Source organism: Chryseobacterium ginsengisoli (assembly GCF_039542325.1).
Classification (GTDB): Bacteria; Bacteroidota; Bacteroidia; order Flavobacteriales; family Weeksellaceae; genus Chryseobacterium; species Chryseobacterium ginsengisoli.
On the sequence record NZ_BAABHX010000001.1, the window covers coordinates 489,994 to 512,481 of the forward strand.

17 protein-coding genes are annotated in these 22,488 nt (G+C 32.1%); 10 read left to right on the forward strand and 7 right to left on the reverse strand.

Annotated features, from left to right (window positions below; genetic code table 11):
• Positions 1–184: 184 nt before the first annotated feature.
• The 6 genes from ABD940_RS02280 to ABD940_RS02305 all read left to right on the forward strand — a co-directional run bounded on the left by ABD940_RS02280 (position 185) and on the right by ABD940_RS02305 (position 10,703).
• Positions 185–601, forward strand: coding sequence for a hypothetical protein (locus tag ABD940_RS02280; protein ID WP_345200046.1), 417 nt, complete (start codon positions 185–187; stop codon positions 599–601).
• A gap of 5 nt (positions 602–606) precedes the next feature.
• Positions 607–927, forward strand: a complete 321-nt coding sequence (locus ABD940_RS02285) for a hypothetical protein (RefSeq protein ID WP_345200048.1) — start codon at positions 607–609, stop codon at positions 925–927.
• A 422-nt stretch (positions 928–1,349) separates the two neighbouring features.
• Positions 1,350–2,894 (forward strand): T9SS type A sorting domain-containing protein, encoded by a 1,545-nt coding sequence (locus tag ABD940_RS02290; RefSeq protein ID WP_345200049.1) that lies wholly within the window; start codon positions 1,350–1,352, stop codon positions 2,892–2,894.
• A gap of 4 nt (positions 2,895–2,898) precedes the next feature.
• A complete protein-coding gene (locus tag ABD940_RS02295; RefSeq protein WP_345200050.1) occupies positions 2,899–6,522 on the forward strand; it encodes a DUF5977 domain-containing protein in 3,624 nt (1,207 codons plus the stop codon).
• Positions 6,523–6,527: 5 nt separating this feature from the next.
• The gene (locus ABD940_RS02300; protein WP_345200051.1) at positions 6,528–10,064 is read left to right on the forward strand and encodes a DUF6443 domain-containing protein; all 3,537 of its coding nucleotides are present in this window, start codon (positions 6,528–6,530) and stop codon (positions 10,062–10,064) included.
• A 366-nt stretch (positions 10,065–10,430) separates the two neighbouring features.
• Positions 10,431–10,703, forward strand: a complete 273-nt coding sequence (locus ABD940_RS02305) for a hypothetical protein (RefSeq protein WP_345200052.1) — start codon at positions 10,431–10,433, stop codon at positions 10,701–10,703.
• A gap of 254 nt (positions 10,704–10,957) precedes the next feature.
• Here ABD940_RS02305 and ABD940_RS02310 read toward each other — a convergent pair whose 3' ends face one another.
• The 6 genes from ABD940_RS02310 to mnmE all read right to left on the reverse strand — a co-directional run bounded on the left by ABD940_RS02310 (position 10,958) and on the right by mnmE (position 17,551).
• Positions 10,958–12,487: a hypothetical protein gene (locus ABD940_RS02310; RefSeq protein ID WP_345200054.1), complete on the reverse strand. Its 1,530-nt coding sequence runs from the start codon at positions 12,485–12,487 to the stop codon at positions 10,958–10,960.
• A 16-nt stretch (positions 12,488–12,503) separates the two neighbouring features.
• The gene (locus ABD940_RS02315) at positions 12,504–12,881 is read right to left on the reverse strand and encodes a helix-turn-helix domain-containing protein (RefSeq protein ID WP_345200056.1); all 378 of its coding nucleotides are present in this window, start codon (positions 12,879–12,881) and stop codon (positions 12,504–12,506) included.
• A gap of 188 nt (positions 12,882–13,069) precedes the next feature.
• Complete coding sequence (locus ABD940_RS02320) at positions 13,070–14,137, reverse strand: hypothetical protein (RefSeq protein ID WP_345200058.1); 1,068 nt, start codon at positions 14,135–14,137, stop codon at positions 13,070–13,072.
• Entirely contained in the window at positions 14,134–15,354 is a 1,221-nt protein-coding gene (locus ABD940_RS02325) for a tyrosine-type recombinase/integrase (protein ID WP_345200059.1), read from the reverse strand. The genes ABD940_RS02320 and ABD940_RS02325 overlap by 4 nt, the downstream gene beginning before the upstream one ends.
• Positions 15,347–15,898, reverse strand: a complete 552-nt coding sequence (locus ABD940_RS02330) for a helix-turn-helix domain-containing protein (RefSeq protein ID WP_345200060.1) — start codon at positions 15,896–15,898, stop codon at positions 15,347–15,349. The genes ABD940_RS02325 and ABD940_RS02330 overlap by 8 nt, the downstream gene beginning before the upstream one ends.
• 267 nt (positions 15,899–16,165) lie before the next feature.
• Positions 16,166–17,551 carry a tRNA uridine-5-carboxymethylaminomethyl(34) synthesis GTPase MnmE gene (gene mnmE, locus ABD940_RS02335; RefSeq protein ID WP_345200061.1) on the reverse strand — a complete coding sequence of 462 codons (1,386 nt, stop codon included), beginning with the start codon at positions 17,549–17,551 and terminating at the stop codon, positions 16,166–16,168.
• 402 nt (positions 17,552–17,953) lie between these two features.
• Between mnmE and ABD940_RS02340 the strand changes: the two genes are divergently transcribed.
• Complete coding sequence (locus ABD940_RS02340) at positions 17,954–18,388, forward strand: phage tail protein (RefSeq protein WP_345200062.1); 435 nt, start codon at positions 17,954–17,956, stop codon at positions 18,386–18,388.
• A gap of 227 nt (positions 18,389–18,615) precedes the next feature.
• On the opposite strand, the gene ABD940_RS02345 is transcribed toward ABD940_RS02340, so the two are convergent.
• Positions 18,616–20,385 carry an aminopeptidase P family protein gene (locus ABD940_RS02345; RefSeq protein WP_345200063.1) on the reverse strand — a complete coding sequence of 590 codons (1,770 nt, stop codon included), beginning with the start codon at positions 20,383–20,385 and terminating at the stop codon, positions 18,616–18,618.
• 352 nt (positions 20,386–20,737) lie between these two features.
• Between ABD940_RS02345 and ABD940_RS02350 the strand changes: the two genes are divergently transcribed.
• Genes ABD940_RS02350 through ABD940_RS02360 form a run of 3 tightly spaced genes read left to right on the forward strand, consistent with a single transcriptional unit; the run spans position 20,738 to position 22,483 of the window.
• Positions 20,738–21,175, forward strand: coding sequence for a DUF6526 family protein (locus ABD940_RS02350; RefSeq protein ID WP_345200064.1), 438 nt, complete (start codon positions 20,738–20,740; stop codon positions 21,173–21,175).
• A gap of 27 nt (positions 21,176–21,202) precedes the next feature.
• Positions 21,203–21,370 carry a phosphatidate cytidylyltransferase gene (locus ABD940_RS02355; RefSeq protein WP_345200065.1) on the forward strand — a complete coding sequence of 56 codons (168 nt, stop codon included), beginning with the start codon at positions 21,203–21,205 and terminating at the stop codon, positions 21,368–21,370.
• A gap of 9 nt (positions 21,371–21,379) precedes the next feature.
• Positions 21,380–22,483, forward strand: coding sequence for a DNA topoisomerase IB (locus ABD940_RS02360; protein ID WP_345200067.1), 1,104 nt, complete (start codon positions 21,380–21,382; stop codon positions 22,481–22,483).
• The last annotated feature ends 5 nt before the right edge of the window (positions 22,484–22,488 follow it).

Here is a 22,488-nt window from a genome sequence, read left to right on the forward strand (position 1 = left end):
TGTCTTGAGAATCGGCAAAATTCATTTAAGACCACAAAATGCAAACAGTTTAGCGCACTTGTTCATACGAGCAAGTGGCTTATCCTGTTTTTATGTGGTATGGGCTTTGCCGAGCCTTCAAGACTAAAAGCATGTGAGAACCACTTGCTTATTTTTTTGCCCAAAATCAAACAAAATAGAAACAATGATATTAAGCATCAAACAACAAAAATTCTTATTCTTCTGGATCATATTCAATACCATCGGATATGTAAGCTATCTCACCAATTGTCATCCTATGTACACGAATACTTTAAGGGGGGAGGGGATTGTAATCTATGAAGAATATTATCTAATCACTCCTGATTATATACCCTGCCCTTTATGTGATACCAATTACTCACCAGCATCACATTTTTACCCCTTCCATACTTTTACATATAAAACATATAAAGGAAGTTACGTTTATGACGGTTTTATTGGACTTTGGGGATATTACGACCATCAGGAGTATATTATTTATGTAATTCTCCCTTTGGTTATCCTGTTACTTATTTACATCTACAAAAAACTATTTCCTAAAAACAATAAATCAAATACAACTATTAACAATCAAAAATAATTGCAATGAAAAAATTAATTTTTACTTTAATGTTCGCATTACCAACATTTTATTTCGCACAAGAAGGAAAACCGAAAGAATCAACAGCCGCTAAAGAATGTGACTTACCAAAAGATTTCAAAGAACCAATCAAAAACAACCGTCTCAAAAAATTTGTAGCAATTGATAACGGAGTTGATGAAAAAGAGGTAATTATTATTCGAGCGCAAAATGGCTTTGGAAGCGGGATTTATACGGTATGCGTTAAACAGCAACCCGTTCAGTACCAAAAAATGGGAACAGTTTTTATGCGTGAAGGAAAAAATCCTTTTAATAACGCAAAATGATGTTGCAGTTTCAAAGAACCTGTACTCCACCATTTGAATACAAACAGTATAGCATTTGGGATGATGTATCACTTATTTTGATACTGTCTGCATATCTCATTTTGTATATCAGTTGTGCTTATTATCTCATACGAGGTTTGAAACTCACAATTAATGCACTGAAAAAAGATTTCAAGAAAGAAAAATGTTAAATACTTTCCAACCTACGTATAAACATTTGCATCTGTAAATATTATACGACACATTTTGTCGCTTTGCAAAAGTATCTTTGTAGTAATCTAATTTAGAACAGATAAAAAACATACAAAGATGATAATATTCACATTAAATCTGATTCATGAATCTTTCTAAGATGGTGTAAAATAGATATTTTTGCAAAGCTTTTAAATAAAATTAATAATAACTCAAAATAAACACAAGGTATGAGAAAACTCTACACTAGTGCATTATTCTTATGCGCTGTCGTTAGTATATCTGCTCAGGAAGTTGTTTGGCAAAAAGACATCAAATCCTCAACACAGGATTTTCTGAGCCAAGTCACCACAACCATTGACGGACAATATTTAATCACTGGAAGCTCGATTCAGGCTTCAAAACAACAATCTACTGAAAACAAACAGAATAAGGGTTACGATTTTCATTTGGTAAAATTAAATCAGCAGGGAGAACAGGTCTGGGAGAAATATTTTTCAGGACAAAATCATGATTTCCTTTCAGGAGCAGTTGCAACGCAAGAAGGAGGTTTTGCTCTTGTTGGAACTTCATATTCAGGAAAAAGTTTAGACAAAAAAGAAGATTCTAAAGGAGGTTCGGATATCTGGCTGATCAGAATCAATGAATTTGGCGATGAATTGTGGCAGAAAACCATTGGTGGAACTTCTGATGAAGAAGCAAGAGCAGTGATTCAAACTACAGATTTAGGGTTCTTTGTAGCAGGGAATATTCAAAACTCTGCAAAAGGTTATGGTTCTAAAGATGTTTTAATTGTCAGACTTGACAAAAACGGAAAAGAATTATCACAACTTGTTTTAGGAGGAAAAGGACTGGATGAAGTAGAAAAAATGATTCCAACAAAAGACGGTGGAGCGTTATTGGGAGCCTATTCCAGAAGTAATGCAGGAGGTTCTAAGAAAACAGAAAATTTCGGAGAAGGCGATTACTGGATCATTAAGTTAAATAAAGATGGAAAAGTAGAATGGGAAAAGAACTTCGGAGGCAAGGGTGATGATCATTTAAGAACATTGTCTTTAACATCAACAGGATATTTAATTGGAGGAGAATCAAGATCTGAGAGATCAGGAAACAAATCTGTAGGAATTGAAGAAGGAACAGATCTTTGGTTACTTTCTCTTGATGAAAAAGGTGAAGAAATCTGGCAAAAATCTTACAATTTCAAAAACAGAGACGTTTTGATGGGAATGAGTGTTTTACATTCTTCTGATGATAAATCTTCTAAGGGAATTTTGTTGGGTGGCTATACTCAGGCTGAGGGAAGAATTGAAAGTGATGATGAGACTTTTTGGATGCTTTACTTGGATTACAATGGAAATGAGCAATGGAGAAAATATGTAAAAGGAGAATCCAGAAAAAGAGAAGAAAGATTATCTGATATTAAACTCAACAGAGACGGATCGATTGTTTTAGCAGGAACAAGTGCTGAAGAACTTGGTAAAGAAAACTGGAAGATTGTAAAACTGGGTGACAAGCAGATTAATCAGTTAATTGAAAAACAAGACATCAAGATTTATCCGAATCCTGTATCAGATTATGCGTATGTGGAAATCGGATTTGATTTTAAAGAAGCTGACATCACTTTGTATGACATGGGAGGAAGACAGTTGCAAAGTTTAAAAACTAAGAATAAGGTAACAAAGATGAATACTCAGAATTTGATTCAGGGAGCTTATCTGATTACGATTAAAACAGATACGAATAAAACTGCTAACGCTAAATTGATTAAGAAATAAACAAATGAAGAAAAACATAATATTAAGCTTTGTATTGGGAGCATTTTTTACTATTCACGCTCAGAATAATCAAAACAAATACAGTGAATATTATTTTAAAAATTTCCCTAATTCTCCATCAACAGCAACATTTTTAAGATATGGGGATATACAAAATTCAGAATATACAGGAACAAACAGTCCACAGATCCCTTTACTGACAGCCCAGTCAGGGGCAGTTAAAATTCCCTTAACCTTACAATATATTTCAGGAAATGGAATAAAGGTTGCTCAGGAAGCAGGATCAGTGGGATTGGGATGGGATATAAATCTTCCTACTATTACTCAATCTATCTTAGGAGGTTTTAGTGATTTCGATGATGTTGCTAAATACCTGCCTGATTTTATAAGCTCATCTAATCCCTTTAATAATTATTTTCCTAATAACCATGTTCCAGGTGCAAATCTTTCCTATAGTGGGTTGACTTCTGCCCCTACTACAGGGGGGTATTCATATTATAAAACCATTGATGGTTTTTTACCCCTTAACGGTAATTTTACAGATCTGAATAATCAGGCTCCCTTTACTGTTGATACAGATACCTCTCCAGATATATTTACGTGCAATTTATTTGGAGAAAAGCTGGAATTTGTTGTCAATAATTATCCAGTCGGAATGACTACCCACACCTTTAGTCCTACCTTTTATTGTTTAAATAAAAAAGGATATAAAATTTCGTATGATAATAATACATATTTTACAATTATTGATCCTACAGGAACAAAATATTATTTTGCAAAGGTTGAAGATGTGCGGACGTTAACAAGTGTAAGTAAAAATTATGTAATTACTAAAATAACTGATGTCAATAACAATAATATAAATTTCACGTATAATGAATATCTAAATGTCAGAAATTTACCTTCTGTAGGCAATAAGCTTAATTATACCTATGGCAACCAATCTTACACTGGTGGAATACCTTTCGCTAATTCAATGACTTGGGCATATATTGGAGAGTATGATGATCAATATCCTGGTTCAGCTATGAATCCACTTAAAAGCAGTCAAAATGTAGGCTTTCAACCTGCATTTCCCAGTAATGTTTCAACCTTACAGAATTATTTATTGATCAGTAATATTTCAGGGGATTTTGGAAAGGTTAATTTTTATTATTCCGATCGTGTTGATTTTCCTACCCAGAAGCTAGATAAAATAGAAGAATTAAATTTTTCTAACCAAGTGGTAAATTCTGTTAATTTCAGCTATGATTACTTTAATTCCCAGAGCTCTGTGAATATTTTATCAACTCCTAATTATCAGACTTTATTAACTCAATTTTATCAGCAGTTTTCACAGGACAGGTTAACAAAAAGGCTTAGGCTTTTATCTGTAAAGATAGATGATCAATCTTATATGTTCGGTTATAATGAAACTTTATTACCTTCCAAACATTCAACAGGGGTTGATTACTGGGGATACTCAAATGGCGGATTCACCAATAAAACAATTTTCTTAAACCCTGGCGATTTTAATTACCCTACACCCATACCAGTAGATAATGATTTAAACAATAATTTCAAGCAAGCTGATGTAAACTACGCTCAATCTGGTATTTTAAATAAAATTACATATCCTACAAAAGGTTCTTCTTCTTTTGAATATGAACTAAACAGTGCTTCCAATCTATTTTACCAATATGATTACGGAAATTTAACAGTCGGAAACGGTTTGAGACTAGCTACTCAAACTAATAGAGATATAAATAATCAGTTTATTGGTAAAACTGAATTTAAATATTTTGATGGGATTTCAACTAATCCATTATTTTTATTTAATAAAAATACATATTCTACAGTAGGTTTTTATGTTAATGCTGGTACTTATTATTCACAGTCATCTGGTATTATTTCTATGAATTCTAATAATAATAATTCAGCTTCTCCTTTATCTTCAGGAGATTATATAGGGTATTCCAAAGTAATTACAACCCAGAAAGATTCTCAAAACAATACTAAAGGATCAATTGAAACCAATTTTTCCAATAATCCTGATTTTCATTATTTTCTACAGGATGGGGTTATTCCTATTTATATGCCATCTACCAAGTCTCCGAATTCAACTGAAAACGGCAAGGAACTAAGCCAGATCATTTATGATACCTCGATGAATAAACTCAAGCAAACGGATAATACATATTCAGAGGTTTATTCCAATGTTTTTTATGGAACTTCAATCAGCCGAAATTCAAGATCGGTTTGGAATGGTAGCCCTGCTTTTCCTCAAACAGGTGGAGAATGGTCTATTTTTCCACATGGTGTAACAGTACTTGGCTATTATCCTATCTTTTCCAAGAAAAGCCTGCTGTCACAATCGGTAACAAAAGACTATCTTAATAATAAAATATCTACAACACAGACTAGTTACTCATATTCTTCTCTAAATAATTTGCTTTTAAAACTGGTTAATTATCCTGATGGGATAGCCGAATCTACACAGTTTTCTTATGCAAATCCTGTTGACAATCAAAAATTATTTAATGCAAATATGGTATCTATCCCGCTACTCAAAACTATTTCAAAAGGAGGTCAGGATTATTCAGCTTTTAGAACTAAATATGATGATACTTCTCACCTAAACCCTACATCAGTTGTTGAAACCAGTCAAGTTCAACCTCCAAATTATGTTGTTGATACGAAAACAATCATAAATTATACAACCTATGATAATAAAGGTAATTTATTAGAATATGTAAATACTGCGAATGTTCCTACAACAATTGTATGGGGTTACAATAAAACGCTTCCAATTGCTAAAATAGAGGGAGCTTCTTACGCTACAGTTAGTCAATATCTACAAGATATTATTGATAAGTCTGATGCTGATGTTGACGCCACAACTGAGCAAACCTTGATTAATGCTTTAGATGTATTAAGAAAGAGACCTGAAATGAGTGATTATCAAATCACTGCCTACACTTATAATCCTTTAGTAGGAGTAACAAATATTATCCCTCCATCAGGAATCAGGGAACAATATCTTTATGATTCGTCTAACCGTTTAAAAAGGATCATTGATGTAAATGGAAAAATTTTAAAAGAAAATGAATATAATTATGTACCTACTACTTTTTATAGTTCAATACAAAGTAAACCATTTACAAGAAATAATTGTGGATCAAGTGCAATAGGAGGTGTTTATAATTACATTGTTCCTGCAGGACAATATACTTCAATAATAGATCAACCAGATGCAGATCAAAAAGCTCTAAATGATATTAATACAAACGGACAAAATGCGGCTAATACAAATGGAACTTGTACTCCAATATCTTGTTCTCTTTCCTTTAACTCATCATTAGGTATTTCAGGAGGGGGCAGTGTTTCTGTTTCGCAAAACTCCTCTTATAAGCTATCTTTTGGATTTTCTTCTGGGTCAAATTCTGCCAGTCTACCTTGGGCGACAACAGGGGTTAAGATTGCCACCATAACGGGGACATGTAAACCAACAACAGACTTTCTTACGTATAATGGACAAATATATTGTACTATTCAAACTAATGGTGATGTTATTTTAAAAACACATTCAGGAAATGCTCTTCCTAATAATACATCATATAATTATGAATTCTATTTCCCTATAAATTAATAACGATGAAAAAAATAATAATTCCAATCAGTACATTGCTTGTGACAAGTTCATTACATTCACAAACAATAACAGAAAATTATATCCAAACCCGAACTTATTTGGAAGAGGTAACTTCCTCTTCTACAACAGCCAAGCAAGCTCAAACAGTTCAGTATTTTGATGGATTAGGAAGACCTAAACAAGTCGTTAATGTAAAGGCAAGTCCGCTGGGAAGAGATATTGTTAAGCATATTGTCTATGATGGATTCGGAAGAGAATTAAGAGATTATCTGCCAGTTCCACAATCACAAACTTTGAACGGAGCAATTATTACAGATCCTTTAACAAATGCAACACAACCAGATATTTACGGATCAGAAAAGATATATTCAGAAAAAATATTTGAAAACTCTCCATTAGATAAAATACTACAACAAAAACAAGTTGGAAATTCTTGGGATAATAAACCTATTCAATTTGATTATGACTTAAATATAGATGGTGAGGTAAAAAAATATACAGCATCTACAGACTGGGCAAATAAGACAACAAGTTCTCATATAAGCTTTTCTGGAAATTATGGACAGAATCTGCTATACAAAAATACTGTTACAGATGAAGATGGTAATATTTCTATAGAGTTCAAAAATGGAAGAGGACAAACGATTTTAGTCCGTAAAAATGATGGTACACAGAATGTAGACACATATTATGTGTATGACAACTATCAGAATTTAGTTTTCGTAATCCCTCCATTGGCTTCCGTATCTTCCACAATTGATGATACTATTTTAAATGATCTTTGTTATCAATATCGTTATGATATTTGGGACAGATTAGTCGAAAAGAAGTTGCCTGGAAAAGGCTGGGAATATATGGTGTATGATAAGCAGGATCGTTTAGTCGCCACTCAGGATGCTAATCTGAGACCTAACAACCAATGGTTGTATACCAAATATGACCAGTTTGGAAGAATTGTTATGACGGGATTAAGCATGGGTTACGGAAGCACAAGGCTCTCTGAACAGGATAATGCAGATACTACAGGAAGCAGTAGTGTAAAAAGAAGCCTTTATGTTTCTTTTATTGTACAAGGCATAGAAGGATATTATGAGAATTATGATCAGACCTATCCAAATTCATCGCGCTGGGTAAAATTACTCTCAGTGAATTATTATGATACATATCCTGCTTACGGTTTTAATCCGACTTTCCCCGCAAATATTTTGGGACAGCCAACTTTGACAGATGCTTCAACTACTGAATCAACAAGTACTAAAAGTCTTCCTGTGATGAGTCTTGTAAAAAATATAGAAGACGATAACTGGACGAAGAACTATACCTATTACGACAAAAAAGGAAGACCGATTGGTACCTATTCAATTAATCATTTAGGAGGGTATACCAAGACTGAATCTAAACTTGATTTTGCGGGAGTTGTAACATTGGCTAAAACCTATCACAAAAGATTAGATACTGACACAGAAAAACTCATCACCGAAACGTTTGAATATGATTCTCAAAATAGACTGTTGGTTCATAAGCATAAGGTAAATAACAATACGGAGGAGATTTTAGCACAGAATACCTACAACGAACTTTCTCAACTTACTAATAAAAAAGTAGGTGGAATTGATACTTCTACTCCTTTGCAGAGTATTGATTATACTTATAATATCCGCGGCTGGATGACTAAGATTAATGATCCTGCAAATCTTAATGGAAAACTGTTTGGCTACAAAATAAAATATAATGAAATTGAAGGACAGGAAACTCCCAATATAGATTTTACCAATCTTAAAGTAAAGCCAAAATACAACGGAAACATTGCAGAAGTAGACTGGAGAACAGGAACTGTGACAGGTGACTATTTAAGAAGATATGGTTATGTTTATGATAATTTAAACAGATTATTGGCAGGATTTTACCAAAAGGATACCAATCCTTCTGCGAAAGAATATTTTGAGAAGATGGATTATGATCTGAACGGAAATATCAGCAATCTGAAAAGATCAGGAGCTACAGAAGGTACTACAGCGACCAATATTGATGATCTCGCCTATATTTATCTAGGAAACAGACTGACTTCAGTGACAGATTCTTCAACGGATTACAGGGGATATCCTGATACATCAGGAAATGAGATTCCTTATGATGGGAATGGGAATATGACTTCTCATGTAGACAAAGGAATTCTTGATATCAAATACAATTTCTTTAATCTGCCTGATAATCTTAAGTTTGATAATACGTATATTGTGAGAACCCTTTTTGGAGGAATCACCGAAACCCGTAACATCACAACCAAATATCTCTATCGAGCAGATGGAACGAAAGTACGTAAGCTTTATACTTATGGAGTAGCCAGAAATCAGTCTGAAGCATCTAAAGTGACGGACTATCTGGACGGTTTTCAGTACGAATCGGAAGGTACTTCAACAAGTATTCTTCCTTCTGTATTAAAATTTGTACCTACTGCGGAAGGGTATTACAATTTTGAAAATAATAAGTATATTTACAACTATACAGACCATTTGGGAAATGTACGATTGAGTTATTTCAAAAATGGGACAAGCACAGAAGTTCTTGAAGAAAACAATTATTATCCTTTTGGAATGAAGCATCAGGGGTATAATACTTTAGTTGGAAATCCTGCGTATAAATACAATTACAACGGAAAAGAATTGCAGACGGAAAGTGGAATGTATGATTACGGCGCAAGGTTTTATATGGCAGACATTGGAAGATGGGGTGTTATAGATCCACTCGCGGAGAAAATGACAAGGCATAGTCCTTATAATTATGGATTAAACAATCCCATTATGTTTGTTGATCCTGATGGTAGAGAAGCTCTTACAGGAGAAGCTGCAAGCCAGGCTTTTATTAAACTTAGAAATTCTATGTCAAACCCAACTGATGATATAACTGTAAATAGTAAAGGAACTATTACAAATATTGTGAAAAATAATAAAGCTAATAGGTTTTTTGACCAAAATGGAAAACAGTTTTTTTTTAATGATCCTGAAGGTGTTGACAAAATTAATTTGAAATCTGGAGCATATAAAAAAGGTGATCAATTATTTAATTATATCCCAAAGTGGCGCTTTTTTGGTTTTATGAGAACTGCAGGATTTGATGCATTACAATATAATTTAAGAGCTAATAGGGCTATTAAAAATGGAGATAAAGATGCAACTATGATTAATAGATATGCTGCACTACAAATAGCTAAAAAAGAATCTTATGATAAAGCCGATTTTGCAACGTCAACATTAATTCCTACCTATTCTTATCCTGAATACGAAGGTAATAGAAGAAGACCTTATTTAGAAACCATTGTAGAAACAGCAGATTATTTTAAATTTGGAGATTCTAATACTTTGTATAATGTATTTGATGCAGGAAATTATATGTGGGGAGCGTGGATGCATTTAAATGGATTTGAAAAAAAAGCTGTTAAGTTTGGCTCAAATTTAAATGAAGTGATGAGGGGGAATATGGGAGATACGGCAGCAGATCAAAAATCAATCTTTGATGGATTTGATTACACTGGTTATTAAAAAATTAAGAATGAAAAATAAACTTCAATACATACCATTATCATTTTTTTTAGTAAATGTTTTTATTTATTTAATATTTCGTTTTATTTTTAAATATGATATGAATAGAAAATTGTACTATGATTTTCATACCAATATTACTCCTATTTTAGTTTTACTAAATATTTTAGTTTCTATAATATTTTTTATAATTCTCTATATAAAAAGAGAATATGAAAAAATGTATTATGCATTATATCCTATTCTAATATATATTATCCTATTCGTTATCACATTAATTATTTCGTTTAAATAATAAATATATCTACGGAATGAGTTCTATGGGATATACAGTAAAATGGGAAAAAGGCGCTAAAATTAATATAAATGTTAAAACAAGATAAAAAAACAAACAGCATTATAGCAATAATTTCATTACTAATATTTGCTATTATATATTATTTTTTTGTTAAAAGCCAAAATCATAATATTTTTTATTTTTTGTTATTTTATGAAGTAATAATTATGTTATTTTATACTTATAGTTATAAAAAGTACAAAACAATTATTTACTTAATACTTGCTATTTTGCTTTTAATACATTTTATTGCGGTAATTTATTTTATTTTTAAAATAAGAGGAGCAGGTATTTTATCATAAATAATTTAGCATGAAATAAGAATTATATTTTATATTGGTAGGATAACTTTTATAATTTTTATTCGTCTTACTTAAATATATTATCTATAAACAATTATAAAAGTTACATCTTTGAATTGAAAAAAAAATAAAACCACTGCAATTGTGGTGGTTTTATTTTTTAAAAACAAAATTTTAAGAAAAAATATATTTCCAAATTAACCCAGCTTTTTACTTTAATGGATTTTTTATTCTATTTTGACATTAAAATCATCTTAAAAACCGTTATAAGCATACAATTCAGGATGTAATTCAGCTCTCTTTTTATAGTCAACTTGATAATCATACTTTTTCCATTTTTCCTCCTCTATTTTAGGTGTTAAGCCTGTATACTCAAAGATGTATTTAGGCATCAAATCCTCCAAAATATGAGCATGTTTTTCTGTTGTAGACAAAGAGTCATGAATTGAAAACAAAGGCATTTCTGGGTACTCTTTGGCGATTTTCTTCGATACAAAATCAATGATACACTCCGATTCAATATTTTGTAGCAACTTGGAAAAATCAGCATTATCTTTTTCCTTAAACAGCTCTATTACCTCAACCAAATTAGGAAAAGCTTCTTTAAAAGTTTTGTAACTTGAGTTTCTGGTTTTTATACCACTGAAAAATAGAGTGAAAATCACTCCTTTCATCAAAGCTCTAATATTGTCTACTTTTTTTATCTCTGTTACTTTTTTTATAGCGTTATATTTATTAGTAAAATAACAACCCAAACGTTTCTTGGGTTTAATAATACTTTCCATATTTTCATAAATTTCACCATTAAGAACCCATGTTTTAAACATTTCATAATCTTTCAGAAAACCCTTTATAGAAAGGCGTTTACGGAGATTCTGCAACATAAAGGAATTACAATTCTTTTTACTATATATTCTACTTAATATATTACTTATTCTATCGTTATTACTTATTATAGATTCTATTAAAAATATCAAGAAAAACGGTTGCGAATTTTTTAAATCATATCCTACAAGTTCTTGACCTTCATAAGTAATAAAAGGTTTGAAGATTTTCTTCAAGTTTGTTAAAGGTGTATGCAAACGAAAATCACTTTCCTCATTTCGGGTTGCATAAAAAGCTTTATGGTGTAAAGTTAATATTTGATGACTCCAATGAACTTTTTTATGTGTTAAATCAAAGATTTCACCTTCATAATAGGATAGATCCTCTACATAGGTTACAGCTCCCTCAAAATCTATCTCCAAACCACCATTAAACCATTTCAAAAGATGCTCATTCTCCTCATAAATTTCAGATTCCTGAATTGATCTTGCAACGATCACTTTACCAGATTCTAAAGCTTGCATTTCAACTATTTCAGATCCTGAATCTTCCTTTAAGGACGGCAAAATAAAATCGGCAAAACAATATTTATTTGAAGAGCGTCCAGGCTCGTATTTTTCAGCCTTGAAAATAGCTTCTTGCTCAATAAGCCAATCTATATATTCATTATAGTCTGATTTTATACCCCTTAAAACCGTTGCATTAAGTGCAATAGGAATATTTTCAAGTGCTTTATTTTCATAGGTATTTTGACGCCTTATTATCGTTGCAATGATATAATAGAAAAACTCAACTTTTAGTTTGTAGGTAAAAGTTGGGCGATAAACCTTCACGAGCGTATCAATATAGTTTTTAATTACAGAAGGAATTAACGCCAGATTTGCGATTGTAATTCTTTGTTTTTCATTTCTACTTAGCTTTCTAGCTGTTTGATTTTTAGATAATATTTTTTTAGACATAATCTCAGATTTTAAATTATACAAATTGTTGGGTTTCAAAATTCTTATTTACTTCAGCTTTCATCATTGAAATTGACTTATAGTGCGTTCCTGAAGTAATTTCTTTGATTAATTCACGCTTCAAAACAAAAAACTTATTAGTAATCTTGCATTTGTAAGCAGGGATTAATCCTTCATTAATCTTTTGAACTATTACGCGCTCGTTCATATCAAGAAGTTCTGCAACATCTTTTACTGTTAAAACAGCTTTTGAAAGAGCTATTTCATTCAATTTTTCTAATTCTGTTGCGTAAGCAGTTAAGTAATTTTTCACTTCTGTCTGCACCAATTTTTCGATTATTGAATCGAAATTTCCATTATGACTGGGTTTCGTCGTTTTTTGTGTTGTTGTCATAACAGAACACCCATCAACAATTTAGCAAGAGTGCCAAAAATGAAAAAACTCCTACATTGTCGTAAGAGTTTTAAATATTTGATTTTCAGATAATTAAAAAATAAATAAAATCCTATTTGATTTATCAACTCATATTTTATCGGAAAAAATGAAAAAAAATGAAAAATTTTTCAAAGGTGGAGTGTAGATTATGCGATAATTTTTTTCAGTAAGTCAAATGCGCTTTCAAGGTCAGCTAAAATTTTAAAATTGGTTGACTTCTTTTTACTTTTAAGTTCTTCTCTTGAAATCTCCGAATCATTTTTAAGAATAAAATAATCAGCCAAAATTTTCCAATGCTCTCCTTCTGCATCTTGAATAATTTTATCATCTTCCATTATTTTATAAAATGTAGCTAAAGATGTAATATCTTTCTCCCAAAGGATTTTTGGTAATTCTCGTCTTTTGTTGTCAAAAAGGTCATAAACCTGTTCAAAAGTGGTTATGTTTGAAATAAATCCTTTTTCTATCAAATTTTGTTTAATGGATTCAACAATTTTGGTTCTTGCTTCCATATCTTTTAAATTTTTATAGGTTTTTCTCGGTGCAAACTTAAATGACTGAACTTCTTTCGTAGAAGGATAAACAAGCTTTTTTAAAGCTTCAAAATTTTCAGTTTTAAGATAATCTACAAAATTTGAATAAAAGTCTCTAAACACTTCTAAATAAACCTCCTTAACAGCTATTCCATATTTTGCAAAGACATTTTTCTCTTTCCTAATTGCATCATCTAAATCGAAGTAATCATTGAAAAGTATTTCTGTAAGCTTGTTTATGTATAGATACTTATTTTTAGAAACAATATATTCGTGTCGGAGTAATTTCTGAGATTTAACTTTCTCCTCTATTAAAGCATTATACAGTGGCTCAAAAAAAGAAACTGTTTTTAATTCTCCTTTTTTATCTTCAATACGCATTTTACCCTCAACTTTATATTCAAATTCATACTCTTTAACATGAATAAAATAATGATAGGCAATAAGATAAAAATAATCTCCCCTCATAAAGATATTTTTAAACATATCAAATCTTTCTATTTTTTCTTCATCAATTTTCAATGTTCTTATTGGCAATCTTTCTCTATCTAAAAAGAAATATCTAAGTCTAAAAAATGGATACATGCCGAAATCAGTTGCATCTGTATGACCTTCTTCATAATTTTGAAATAATGATGAAAATGTAAAATCCTCATCTTGAATTGGTAAAAAGTCTATCATAGTCCTAAAATAATATTATCAATAGTACTTATTTTTCGTTTGTCAACAATTTTTGCATAAATCTCTGTAGTACTAACATTTTTATGTCCCAACATTTTTAGATAAATATCTGCTCCTGCTTCTAATTGTGCTACAGCGTACGAAGTTCTGAAATTATGAAATGTTACTTTCTTCTCAATTTCTGCTTTTAAAAGCCATTTTCGTAAATTGTCATTTAGCGAATGATAAGCAATTCTTTCGAAAACAAAGTCAATTCTGTTTTGTTTATCTCCCATAAGATTTATCGCTTCTTGGGAGATAGGATGATATTGGAATGCCGAGGTTTTCTTCATCCTGAAATCTATAAAATCTGTATCATGTCTTCTAACAACATCACCCCATTTTAGATTTGATATATCCGAATATCTCAACCCTGTTAAAAGGGCAAAAACACAATATTTTTTTAAAACATCATCGGGAAAATCAGTAGCAAATAGGATTTTGCACTCATCAATTGTTAGAAAATTCTTCATCACTTCTTCCTCTTCTATCCATTCGATTCTACCTTTGAAGTTTTCAGAAAGATAATTTTCTTCATAAGCCATTTCTAAAACCTGTATAAATCTTATAAAATAACTTGCTGCAGAATTTCGTTTTAGCTTGTGCTTTTTACTTCTTAATTGAAAAGAATTAAGTAGCTTATTTTTAAAATCTTCAATCAAAGCTTTATCAATATCACTAAAAAGCTTATTACCATAATATTTAGAAAAATAACCATAACTAGCACTCCATGCCCCCGCTGATTTTGTTGCATTTTCTGCTTTTTCCTTAAAATACTCTGTAAAAATTTTCTTTTTATTTTCAGTTAATTTTAAGCTTTTCAACTCGGCTTCTGTATAAATATCTGGACTAATTATTTCTTTAAATCTCTTGGCTCTGTAAAGTTCAATCATCTCATTAGTCTCCTTATTATGGTGTTTTTGAGCAGGAGTCAATGTTAATTTCTTAGGATTACCATTTTTATCTTTTAAAATTTCAATTTTTGACTGTTTCTTCCCATTTGCATCTGTATAGTACACAGTCTCGCTTTGAAATTCATTATAAATAAAATAACTCGTTTTTTCATAGCGAGTCTTTTTTCCAGTTTTTCGATTGAAAACAGGTGGATAAAAATTTAGTGAAAGATTGCTTTTATTTCCTTTTACAAGTTTTTTTAGCACTGTTACTTTTTTACTCATTATTGAAAATTGTATTTACTAAGTTTTTGGGAACATAAACGTTTTTACCTTTTGGAATTTTCGGAATATTATGTTTTTTGCATAAATGATAAAATGAACCTGAACTCACTTTAAATGTGTCTAAGACTTCGTTAATCGTGTAATAATTATCATCGCAGAAATACGGTAAATTATATTCTTTTCCTTCGCTATTTTCGGCTTTTTGCCTAAAGAGTATATCTAAGTCAACCTTTCTAATTCTAACAGATTTAAAGCCTTCTAATTTGCTTAATCTACCATCTTTTAACATACGATAAATTGATGTTCTACTAATATTGAGTAAAAGCATAATTTCTTTGATGGATAAGTAATCTTTCTTTTGTATTTCTTCAATATCATAACCTTTAATTTGTACTTCCAAATCTTTATCACTCGCTTGAATCTTTTCATCACGCTTTCTCTTTTTGTAGAATTTCTTAGCACAGTCATCGGAACAGCATTTTGTTGTAGTCTTTTTAGCTACAAACCTATTTCCGCAGAATTGACAAATTTTATTGACTTCCATAACATTTAAATTCTCCCCAAAAATGTTTCATATTGTTTCCCTATGTTTCCCATTGTTTCAAAATGTAACATTTTTTAACGATGAAATTACAAATTTTATTCCAAATCAAATTCATAGAAACGAAATAGAAACAAATAGAATGTATATATTCTGCAATATTAAATTTTGAAACCAAACAGAATGTAAATAAAAATCCCTTTAAACACTACATTTAAAGGGATTTTCATATTATTGTAATTGCAATTTATGTACAACCTAAAACACTGCCTATTTTCCGATACAAAACTTAGAAAAAATATTCCCCAACACCTCATCATTTGTAACCTCACCTGAAATCTCACCAAGATGTTCCAACGCATTCCTCAATTCATAAGCCAACAATTCCGTTGAAATCTGGAAAGTAACAGCTTCCTTCACTTTATCTACAGCATCCAAGGATTTCCTTAAAGCTTCAAAGTGACGTTGGTTAGTAATTATCACATTATTTTCCGCAGATTTCAAATGCTCAACATAAGAAGACAATTCATTTTTAAGATCCTGAATATTCTGATTCTCGACTGCCGAAATTTTAATAAAATTAAACTCCTGCGAGATTTCGTTTCTGAAAATATCTTCAACTTTTTCATAGGTTGCAGGAGAAACTTCATCAATTTTTGTAGCACAAATAATCAACTTCAAATCGTCTCTCAATAAAGATTTTATCATCTCAATATCTTCTGAAAAATCTTCTGTTGCTGCATCTGCGAGATAAACAAGAATATTCGCGTTCTCAACTTTTTCTTTAGCTTTCTTTACTCCGATTGCTTCAATTTCATCAACCGTTTCGCGTAATCCGGCGGTATCGATCAAACGAAAAGCATGCCCCTTAATATGCAAAATCTCCTCAATCGTGTCTCTCGTTGTTCCTGCAATATTGCTTACAATCGCTCTTTCTTCTTTCAGTAAAGCATTCAGCAAAGTGGATTTTCCTGCGTTAGGTTTTCCAATGATGGCAACAGCAGTTCCGTTTTTGATAGCATTTCCGTATTGAAAACTTTCGATAAGAGAATTTAATTTCAATTCAATTTTATCAAGTAACTGATTTAAAGCACTTCTGTCTGCAAATTCCACATCTTCCTCTGCAAAATCCAGTTCAAGCTCAATTAATGACACAAAATTCAGCAAATCGGTTCTTAAAAATGATATTTCATTGGTAATTCCACCTTTCAGCTGATTGATCGCCACTTTTCGTGAAGCTTCATTTTCAGACGCAATTACATCGGCAATCGCTTCAGCTTGAGAAAGATCGATTCTTCCATTAATAAAAGCACGAAGGGTAAATTCTCCGGCTTTTGCCATTCTTGCTCCGTTTTTAATCAATGTTTCAAGAATACGTTTTCCAATATGCGGAGAGCCGTGAAAAGCAATTTCCACAGAGTTTTCCGTTGTAAAACTTTTCGGAGCCAGAAAAATCGAAAGCATCACCTCATCGATCGTTTCTTCCCCATCCACAAAATATCCGTAATGAATCGTATGAGATTTTTGTTTGTCAAGATTTTTCGCAGGAAAAGATTTTTGAACGACAGATAAAGCATCGTTCCCCGAAACTCTGATTATTCCTAAAGCCCCTACTCCATTGGCAGTAGCCAGCGCACAAATGGTATCGTTATTCATGGCGCAAATTTACGGTTTTTAACTACAAAGAACCATATCCTTTATCTATTGTAATCATTTTTCGTCTTCTTTTTGTTATTGAGAATAAAGTATCAGAATTCGTTATTTTTAATCCTTAAAAACATCTTTTTTTATTTGAAGCTATTTCCCGCTATCCACTCATACTCCTCGTTCCTTCGCTTTCTTTCAGAGCCAATTCTTACTGCGGGGTAACCGTTTCTATCGGGGCTAGGTTGAAGTCTGTCATTTCAACATTTGAAATAATCATTTATTTTGTCATTCTTAAATAATCACAATAATTCAATGTTCTATTTTACTTAGATACTTTTGGGATGACAAAGAAAAGATTAAAAACAATACACTAAAAATCAGTAACTTTAAATAAATCAAAAACCATTAATCATGCCTCAAAAAATCATCAACCGCTATCATTTTTCTGTAGAATGGGGCGGAAACAGAACTGAATTCCTTGAAGTTTCAGGGCTTGACATGAATATTGAAATCATTTCGGTAAGAGATGGCAGCTCAAAACTGGATTCCGAACAGAAAGCTCCCGGATTGCTGAAATTTTCTGATGTCACCTTGAAAAGAGCCATCGTAAAAGGTGACAACGATTTCTTCAACTGGATCAGAACAAAATCTTTCGGAACGGTAGAAAGACGAAATGTGATCATAAAATTGCTTGATGAACAGCATGTTCCTTTTATTATCTGGAAGCTCCAAAACTGTTTTCCTTCGAAATATATTGGTCCGGTTCTCATCAGTGACGATTCTCAGGTTGCCACAGAAACTTTGGTACTCACTCATGAAGGTATTTCCATTGAAAATTTAAAATAAAAAAAATCACCTCAAGGACTGAAGTGATTTGCTTGCTTTGAATTTACTATATGAAGATATGAATGATGTTTTGTTGATACAAATATAGAATCAATCATCCTTCATTTTCTCAGGATAAACCCTACAATTTTATCCGTAAAAATACGGTTGTGTAAAATAAAAAGCCTTGTAAAAATATTTACAAGGCTTTCATTTATCTTTTTAAACCGTTGAGGTTTTGTTTAGAATTAAAGAGGACTTACCAATTCCATGAACCAATCTTTCACTTCTCCTTCCAAAAACGGAGCAATTTTCTCTTCACATGTTTTATGATAATCATTCAGCCATGCAATTTCATTTTCAGAAAGGATTTCTTTAACGATAGTATCTTTAAAGAACGGACAGAAAGTCAAAGTTTCAAATTTATAAAAAGTCCCGTGAATAGTTGTTTCTGATTCTTTTACGGCAATCAAATTCTCGTGTCGAATCCCGTATTCTCCTTCAAGATAATATCCCGGTTCGTTTGAACAAACCATTCCCAACAACAATTCCTGCGGATTCATATCTTTTCTGATGTTTTGCGGACCTTCATGAACATTCATAAAACTTCCTACACCGTGACCTGTTCCGTGGTTATAATCTTTCCCTTCCATCCACAAAGGAAGTCTTGCAATCGCATCCAACTGAACACCTTTTGTTCCTTTCGGGAATTTCACCATCGATAAACGGATTAATCCCTGTAAAACTAATGTAGAATTTCTCTTAAACTCATCAGAAACTGCTCCTAAAGCCAAAGTTCTTGTAATATCAGTCGTCCCTTCAAGATACTGACCTCCTGAATCTACCAAAATACTTGCATCATTTGTCACATCTTTGCTTCCTTCGCTTTTCGCAGAATAATGCATGATCGCACCATTATCTTTATATCCAACGATGCTTCCGAAACTTTCTCCGACAAAATTTTCACCTTCTGCACGGAAACCTCTCAGTTTTTGACCGATAGAATATTCGTTCATCGTTTCTTTTCCGGCGTTGTGAGTTAGCCAATAAAGGAATTTTACCATTGCAACGCCATCTCTTACCATTACTTTTCGAAAACCTTCCAGCTCTGTTTCGTTTTTCTGAGCTTTCATTAAATTTCCAGGAACCGGAGCTTTAATAAATTGATTATCTGATTGTAAAGCCTCAAAAATCGACTGATTACTATTTGGAGAAACTAAAACTTTTTCGTTTTTGAATACTTTTAAATGATTGTAAAATTCTTCATAAGGCATCATTTTAACGAAAGATTCATCCATCGATCTTCTTGATTCAACTTCCAGTTTTTCAAGACCTGTGAACAAAATCGCATCATTTTTAGTGATAATGATATATCCTAAAAATACAGGATTGCTTTCTACATCACTTCCTCTTAAATTCAATGTCCATGCGACATCATCCAAACTTGAAATAATATGAACTGTCGCTTCCTGATCTTCCATTTTCTGACGAATCGCCGCAATTTTATCTACAACAGATTTTCCGGCTCTTTCAACAGGATGTACAAAAATTGGATTTTGTGATGGCGTTCCTCTGTCTTTCCAGATTTCCTTTAAAAGCGGAGAATCAACCAGTGTTATATTTTTTGCGTTTAATTTTTGAGTAAGAAGTTCCCAGTTTGCATGAGACGTGGCAACAGCATTTACCGCAACTTTTCCGTTTGCAGGAATTTCAGAAATAATCCAGTCTATATAATTGGGAGTTCCTTCCATTCCGTCTTTGAAAAGATCTATTCCTGATCCTGCTAATTCGATAGGAGCCTGAGTAAAATATCTTCCGTCGGTCCAAAGTCCAGCTTTATCTTTTGTAACCACTACAAAACCCGCAGAACCTAAAAATCCCGAAAGCCAAGATCTTTCCTGCCATTCTTCCGGCAAATATTCACTCATATGCGGATCTGCAGAATATACTATAAATGCATCAACATTATTTTTCTGCATTTCTTCACGAAGCGCAGCCACTTTTTCCTTTGAAGTCATTTTTTAATAATTTTTAAAGACGTGAAGTTACAAATTTTTGAGGTTAGGAAGTGATATTTATTGTTCTTTTTAAATCTAAGGTTTGCACGAATTTGCTTCTGACAGTGACAAATGTTTTGATACCGACAAAATCCTAGCCCGGATTGCAGTGGAAATCCTTTTTGAAAAAAAGATTGAAACGGAAAGCCGGAAAAGCTCCAAAAATTATTGGCTATAACTATTATGGTTTTATTATTGTTAAGTGTTGAAAAATTTCTATTATTCTAATTAAAACAGCAATATCATATACCACAAAAATCAATTATTATTAGAAATTTAACATTTTGGAAAGGTTCTTGCTTACATACAAACTATGGAAAGTCAGAATTATAAAAATCACAGGAAATTTTATGTTCCGCATCATTTTATTTATCTTCCTTTACTGCTTATTTTAGAAGGAATCGGAATTTATAAAATCTGGAATGATGAACAAAATCAACTTTTATGGATTTTATTTTCTGTTATCATTTTTCTGATTTTGTATTTGGCAATAATGGTTCGGCAACATTATGCTTTGGGACTTCAGAACCGATTGGTAAGATTGGAATTTAAACAAAGGTATTTCGAAATTTTCGGTCTGAGATCAGATGATGTTGAAGAAAAACTTAGTTTCGGTCAGATTTCAGCTTTGAGATTTGCTTATGATGATGAATTTAAAATTCTTCTGGAAAAAGCACTTAAAGAAAATATTTCAGGAGATGAAATCAAGAAGTCTATTAAAAAATGGAGAGCCGATCTTCACAGAATTTAAAATAATGAACACCAAAAAATATTTACTATGAAAAAATTAACATTACTCAGTCTTACAATATTCAGTTTATTGTTATTAACGAGCTGCGAAGCAGTAGAAACAATCTTTAAAGCAGGAATGTGGTGGGGAATCATATTAGTAGTCGGCGTAGTAGCCATCATTGCATGGCTATTTTCAAGGGGTAAGAACTCTTAACCAAATCTTATGGACAATTCAGACTTAGACCTCATCTCACATCTGAAACCTTCAAAGATTGTAAAAATTATGAAAGATCCGGTGGCATCTGCAAAGGCGGTACATCTTATTTATACCTCCGATGCAGAAACATCCGGAATCACGCGCAAAAAGACCGGAAAAAAGTATTCTTACTATAAAGACGGCGAAAAAATCAAAGACAAAGACGAAATTTCAAGAATCAACAAGTTGGTAATACCTCCCGCTTGGGAAAATGTCTGGATTTGTGCGCTGGATAATGGTCATCTTCAGGCAACAGGTTTTGATGTAAAAAGAAGAAAACAGTATCGTTATCATCCGCTTTGGAGCGCTTTGAGAAACCATACGAAATTTTACAGAATGCTTCAGTTCGGGTATGCTTTGCCCGAAATCCGGCTTCATGTGGAAAAAGATTTAGCCTTAAGAACTTTTGAAAAAAGAAAAGTTTTAGCATTGATCGTTAGTTTAATGCAAAGAACGAATATCCGGATCGGAAATAATGCCTATGAAAAACTGTATGGTTCTTTTGGTTTAACGACTTTAAAAGATAAACATGTTAAAATCAATGGGCAAAAGATTACTTTTCATTTTAAAGGTAAAAAAGGAGTCATGCACGATATTGATCTCAGAAGTAAAAGATTGGCTCGACTGGTTCAGAAATGCAAAGACATTCCAGGAAGAGAACTTTTTCAATATATTGATGATGAAGGAAACCGTCATACAATAGATTCGGGAATGGTGAATGATTATATTAAAGAAATCAGCGGTGAAGATTTTACGGCTAAAGATTTCAGAACATGGTCGGGAACCGTAAGTGCCCTGATTGCTTTTAAAGAAATCGGCTATGCAGAAAACAATACTCAATACAAGAAAAAAGTAAAAGAAGCCTTGGAAATTGTAGCTTCTCATCTTGGAAATACAAGTACGGTTTGCCGGAAATATTATGTCCATCCATTAGTTATTAATCTTTATGAAAACAATACCATCAAAAAATATCTTGATGAACTTGAACAGATAGAGGAAAATGACGGCAAAGCTGATTTAACACATGAGGAAAAGCTTGTTTTGAAAATACTGGAGAATGAAAAAATGTAGGCTAT

What these genes read in the sequence shown, in the direction of transcription:
- ABD940_RS02280 (WP_345200046.1), top strand. Translation starts at nt 185, where the DNA reads ATGATATTAAGCATCAAACAACAAAAATTCTTATTCTTCTGGATCATA.
- ABD940_RS02290 (WP_345200049.1), top strand. Translation starts at nt 1,350, where the DNA reads ATGAGAAAACTCTACACTAGTGCATTATTCTTATGCGCTGTCGTTAGT.
- ABD940_RS02355 (WP_345200065.1), top strand. Translation starts at nt 21,203, where the DNA reads ATGAAAAAATTAACATTACTCAGTCTTACAATATTCAGTTTATTGTTA.
- ABD940_RS02310 (WP_345200054.1), bottom strand. Translation starts at nt 12,487, where the DNA reads ATGTCTAAAAAAATATTATCTAAAAATCAAACAGCTAGAAAGCTAAGT.
- ABD940_RS02305 (WP_345200052.1), top strand. Translation starts at nt 10,431, where the DNA reads ATGTTAAAACAAGATAAAAAAACAAACAGCATTATAGCAATAATTTCA.
- ABD940_RS02360 (WP_345200067.1), top strand. Translation starts at nt 21,380, where the DNA reads ATGGACAATTCAGACTTAGACCTCATCTCACATCTGAAACCTTCAAAG.
- ABD940_RS02350 (WP_345200064.1), top strand. Translation starts at nt 20,738, where the DNA reads ATGGAAAGTCAGAATTATAAAAATCACAGGAAATTTTATGTTCCGCAT.
- ABD940_RS02320 (WP_345200058.1), bottom strand. Translation starts at nt 14,137, where the DNA reads ATGATAGACTTTTTACCAATTCAAGATGAGGATTTTACATTTTCATCA.
- ABD940_RS02295 (WP_345200050.1), top strand. Translation starts at nt 2,899, where the DNA reads ATGAAGAAAAACATAATATTAAGCTTTGTATTGGGAGCATTTTTTACT.
- ABD940_RS02340 (WP_345200062.1), top strand. Translation starts at nt 17,954, where the DNA reads ATGCCTCAAAAAATCATCAACCGCTATCATTTTTCTGTAGAATGGGGC.
- ABD940_RS02285 (WP_345200048.1), top strand. Translation starts at nt 607, where the DNA reads ATGAAAAAATTAATTTTTACTTTAATGTTCGCATTACCAACATTTTAT.
- ABD940_RS02345 (WP_345200063.1), bottom strand. Translation starts at nt 20,385, where the DNA reads ATGACTTCAAAGGAAAAAGTGGCTGCGCTTCGTGAAGAAATGCAGAAA.
- mnmE (WP_345200061.1), bottom strand. Translation starts at nt 17,551, where the DNA reads ATGAATAACGATACCATTTGTGCGCTGGCTACTGCCAATGGAGTAGGG.
- ABD940_RS02330 (WP_345200060.1), bottom strand. Translation starts at nt 15,898, where the DNA reads ATGGAAGTCAATAAAATTTGTCAATTCTGCGGAAATAGGTTTGTAGCT.
- ABD940_RS02300 (WP_345200051.1), top strand. Translation starts at nt 6,528, where the DNA reads ATGAAAAAAATAATAATTCCAATCAGTACATTGCTTGTGACAAGTTCA.
- ABD940_RS02325 (WP_345200059.1), bottom strand. Translation starts at nt 15,354, where the DNA reads ATGAGTAAAAAAGTAACAGTGCTAAAAAAACTTGTAAAAGGAAATAAA.
- ABD940_RS02315 (WP_345200056.1), bottom strand. Translation starts at nt 12,881, where the DNA reads ATGACAACAACACAAAAAACGACGAAACCCAGTCATAATGGAAATTTC.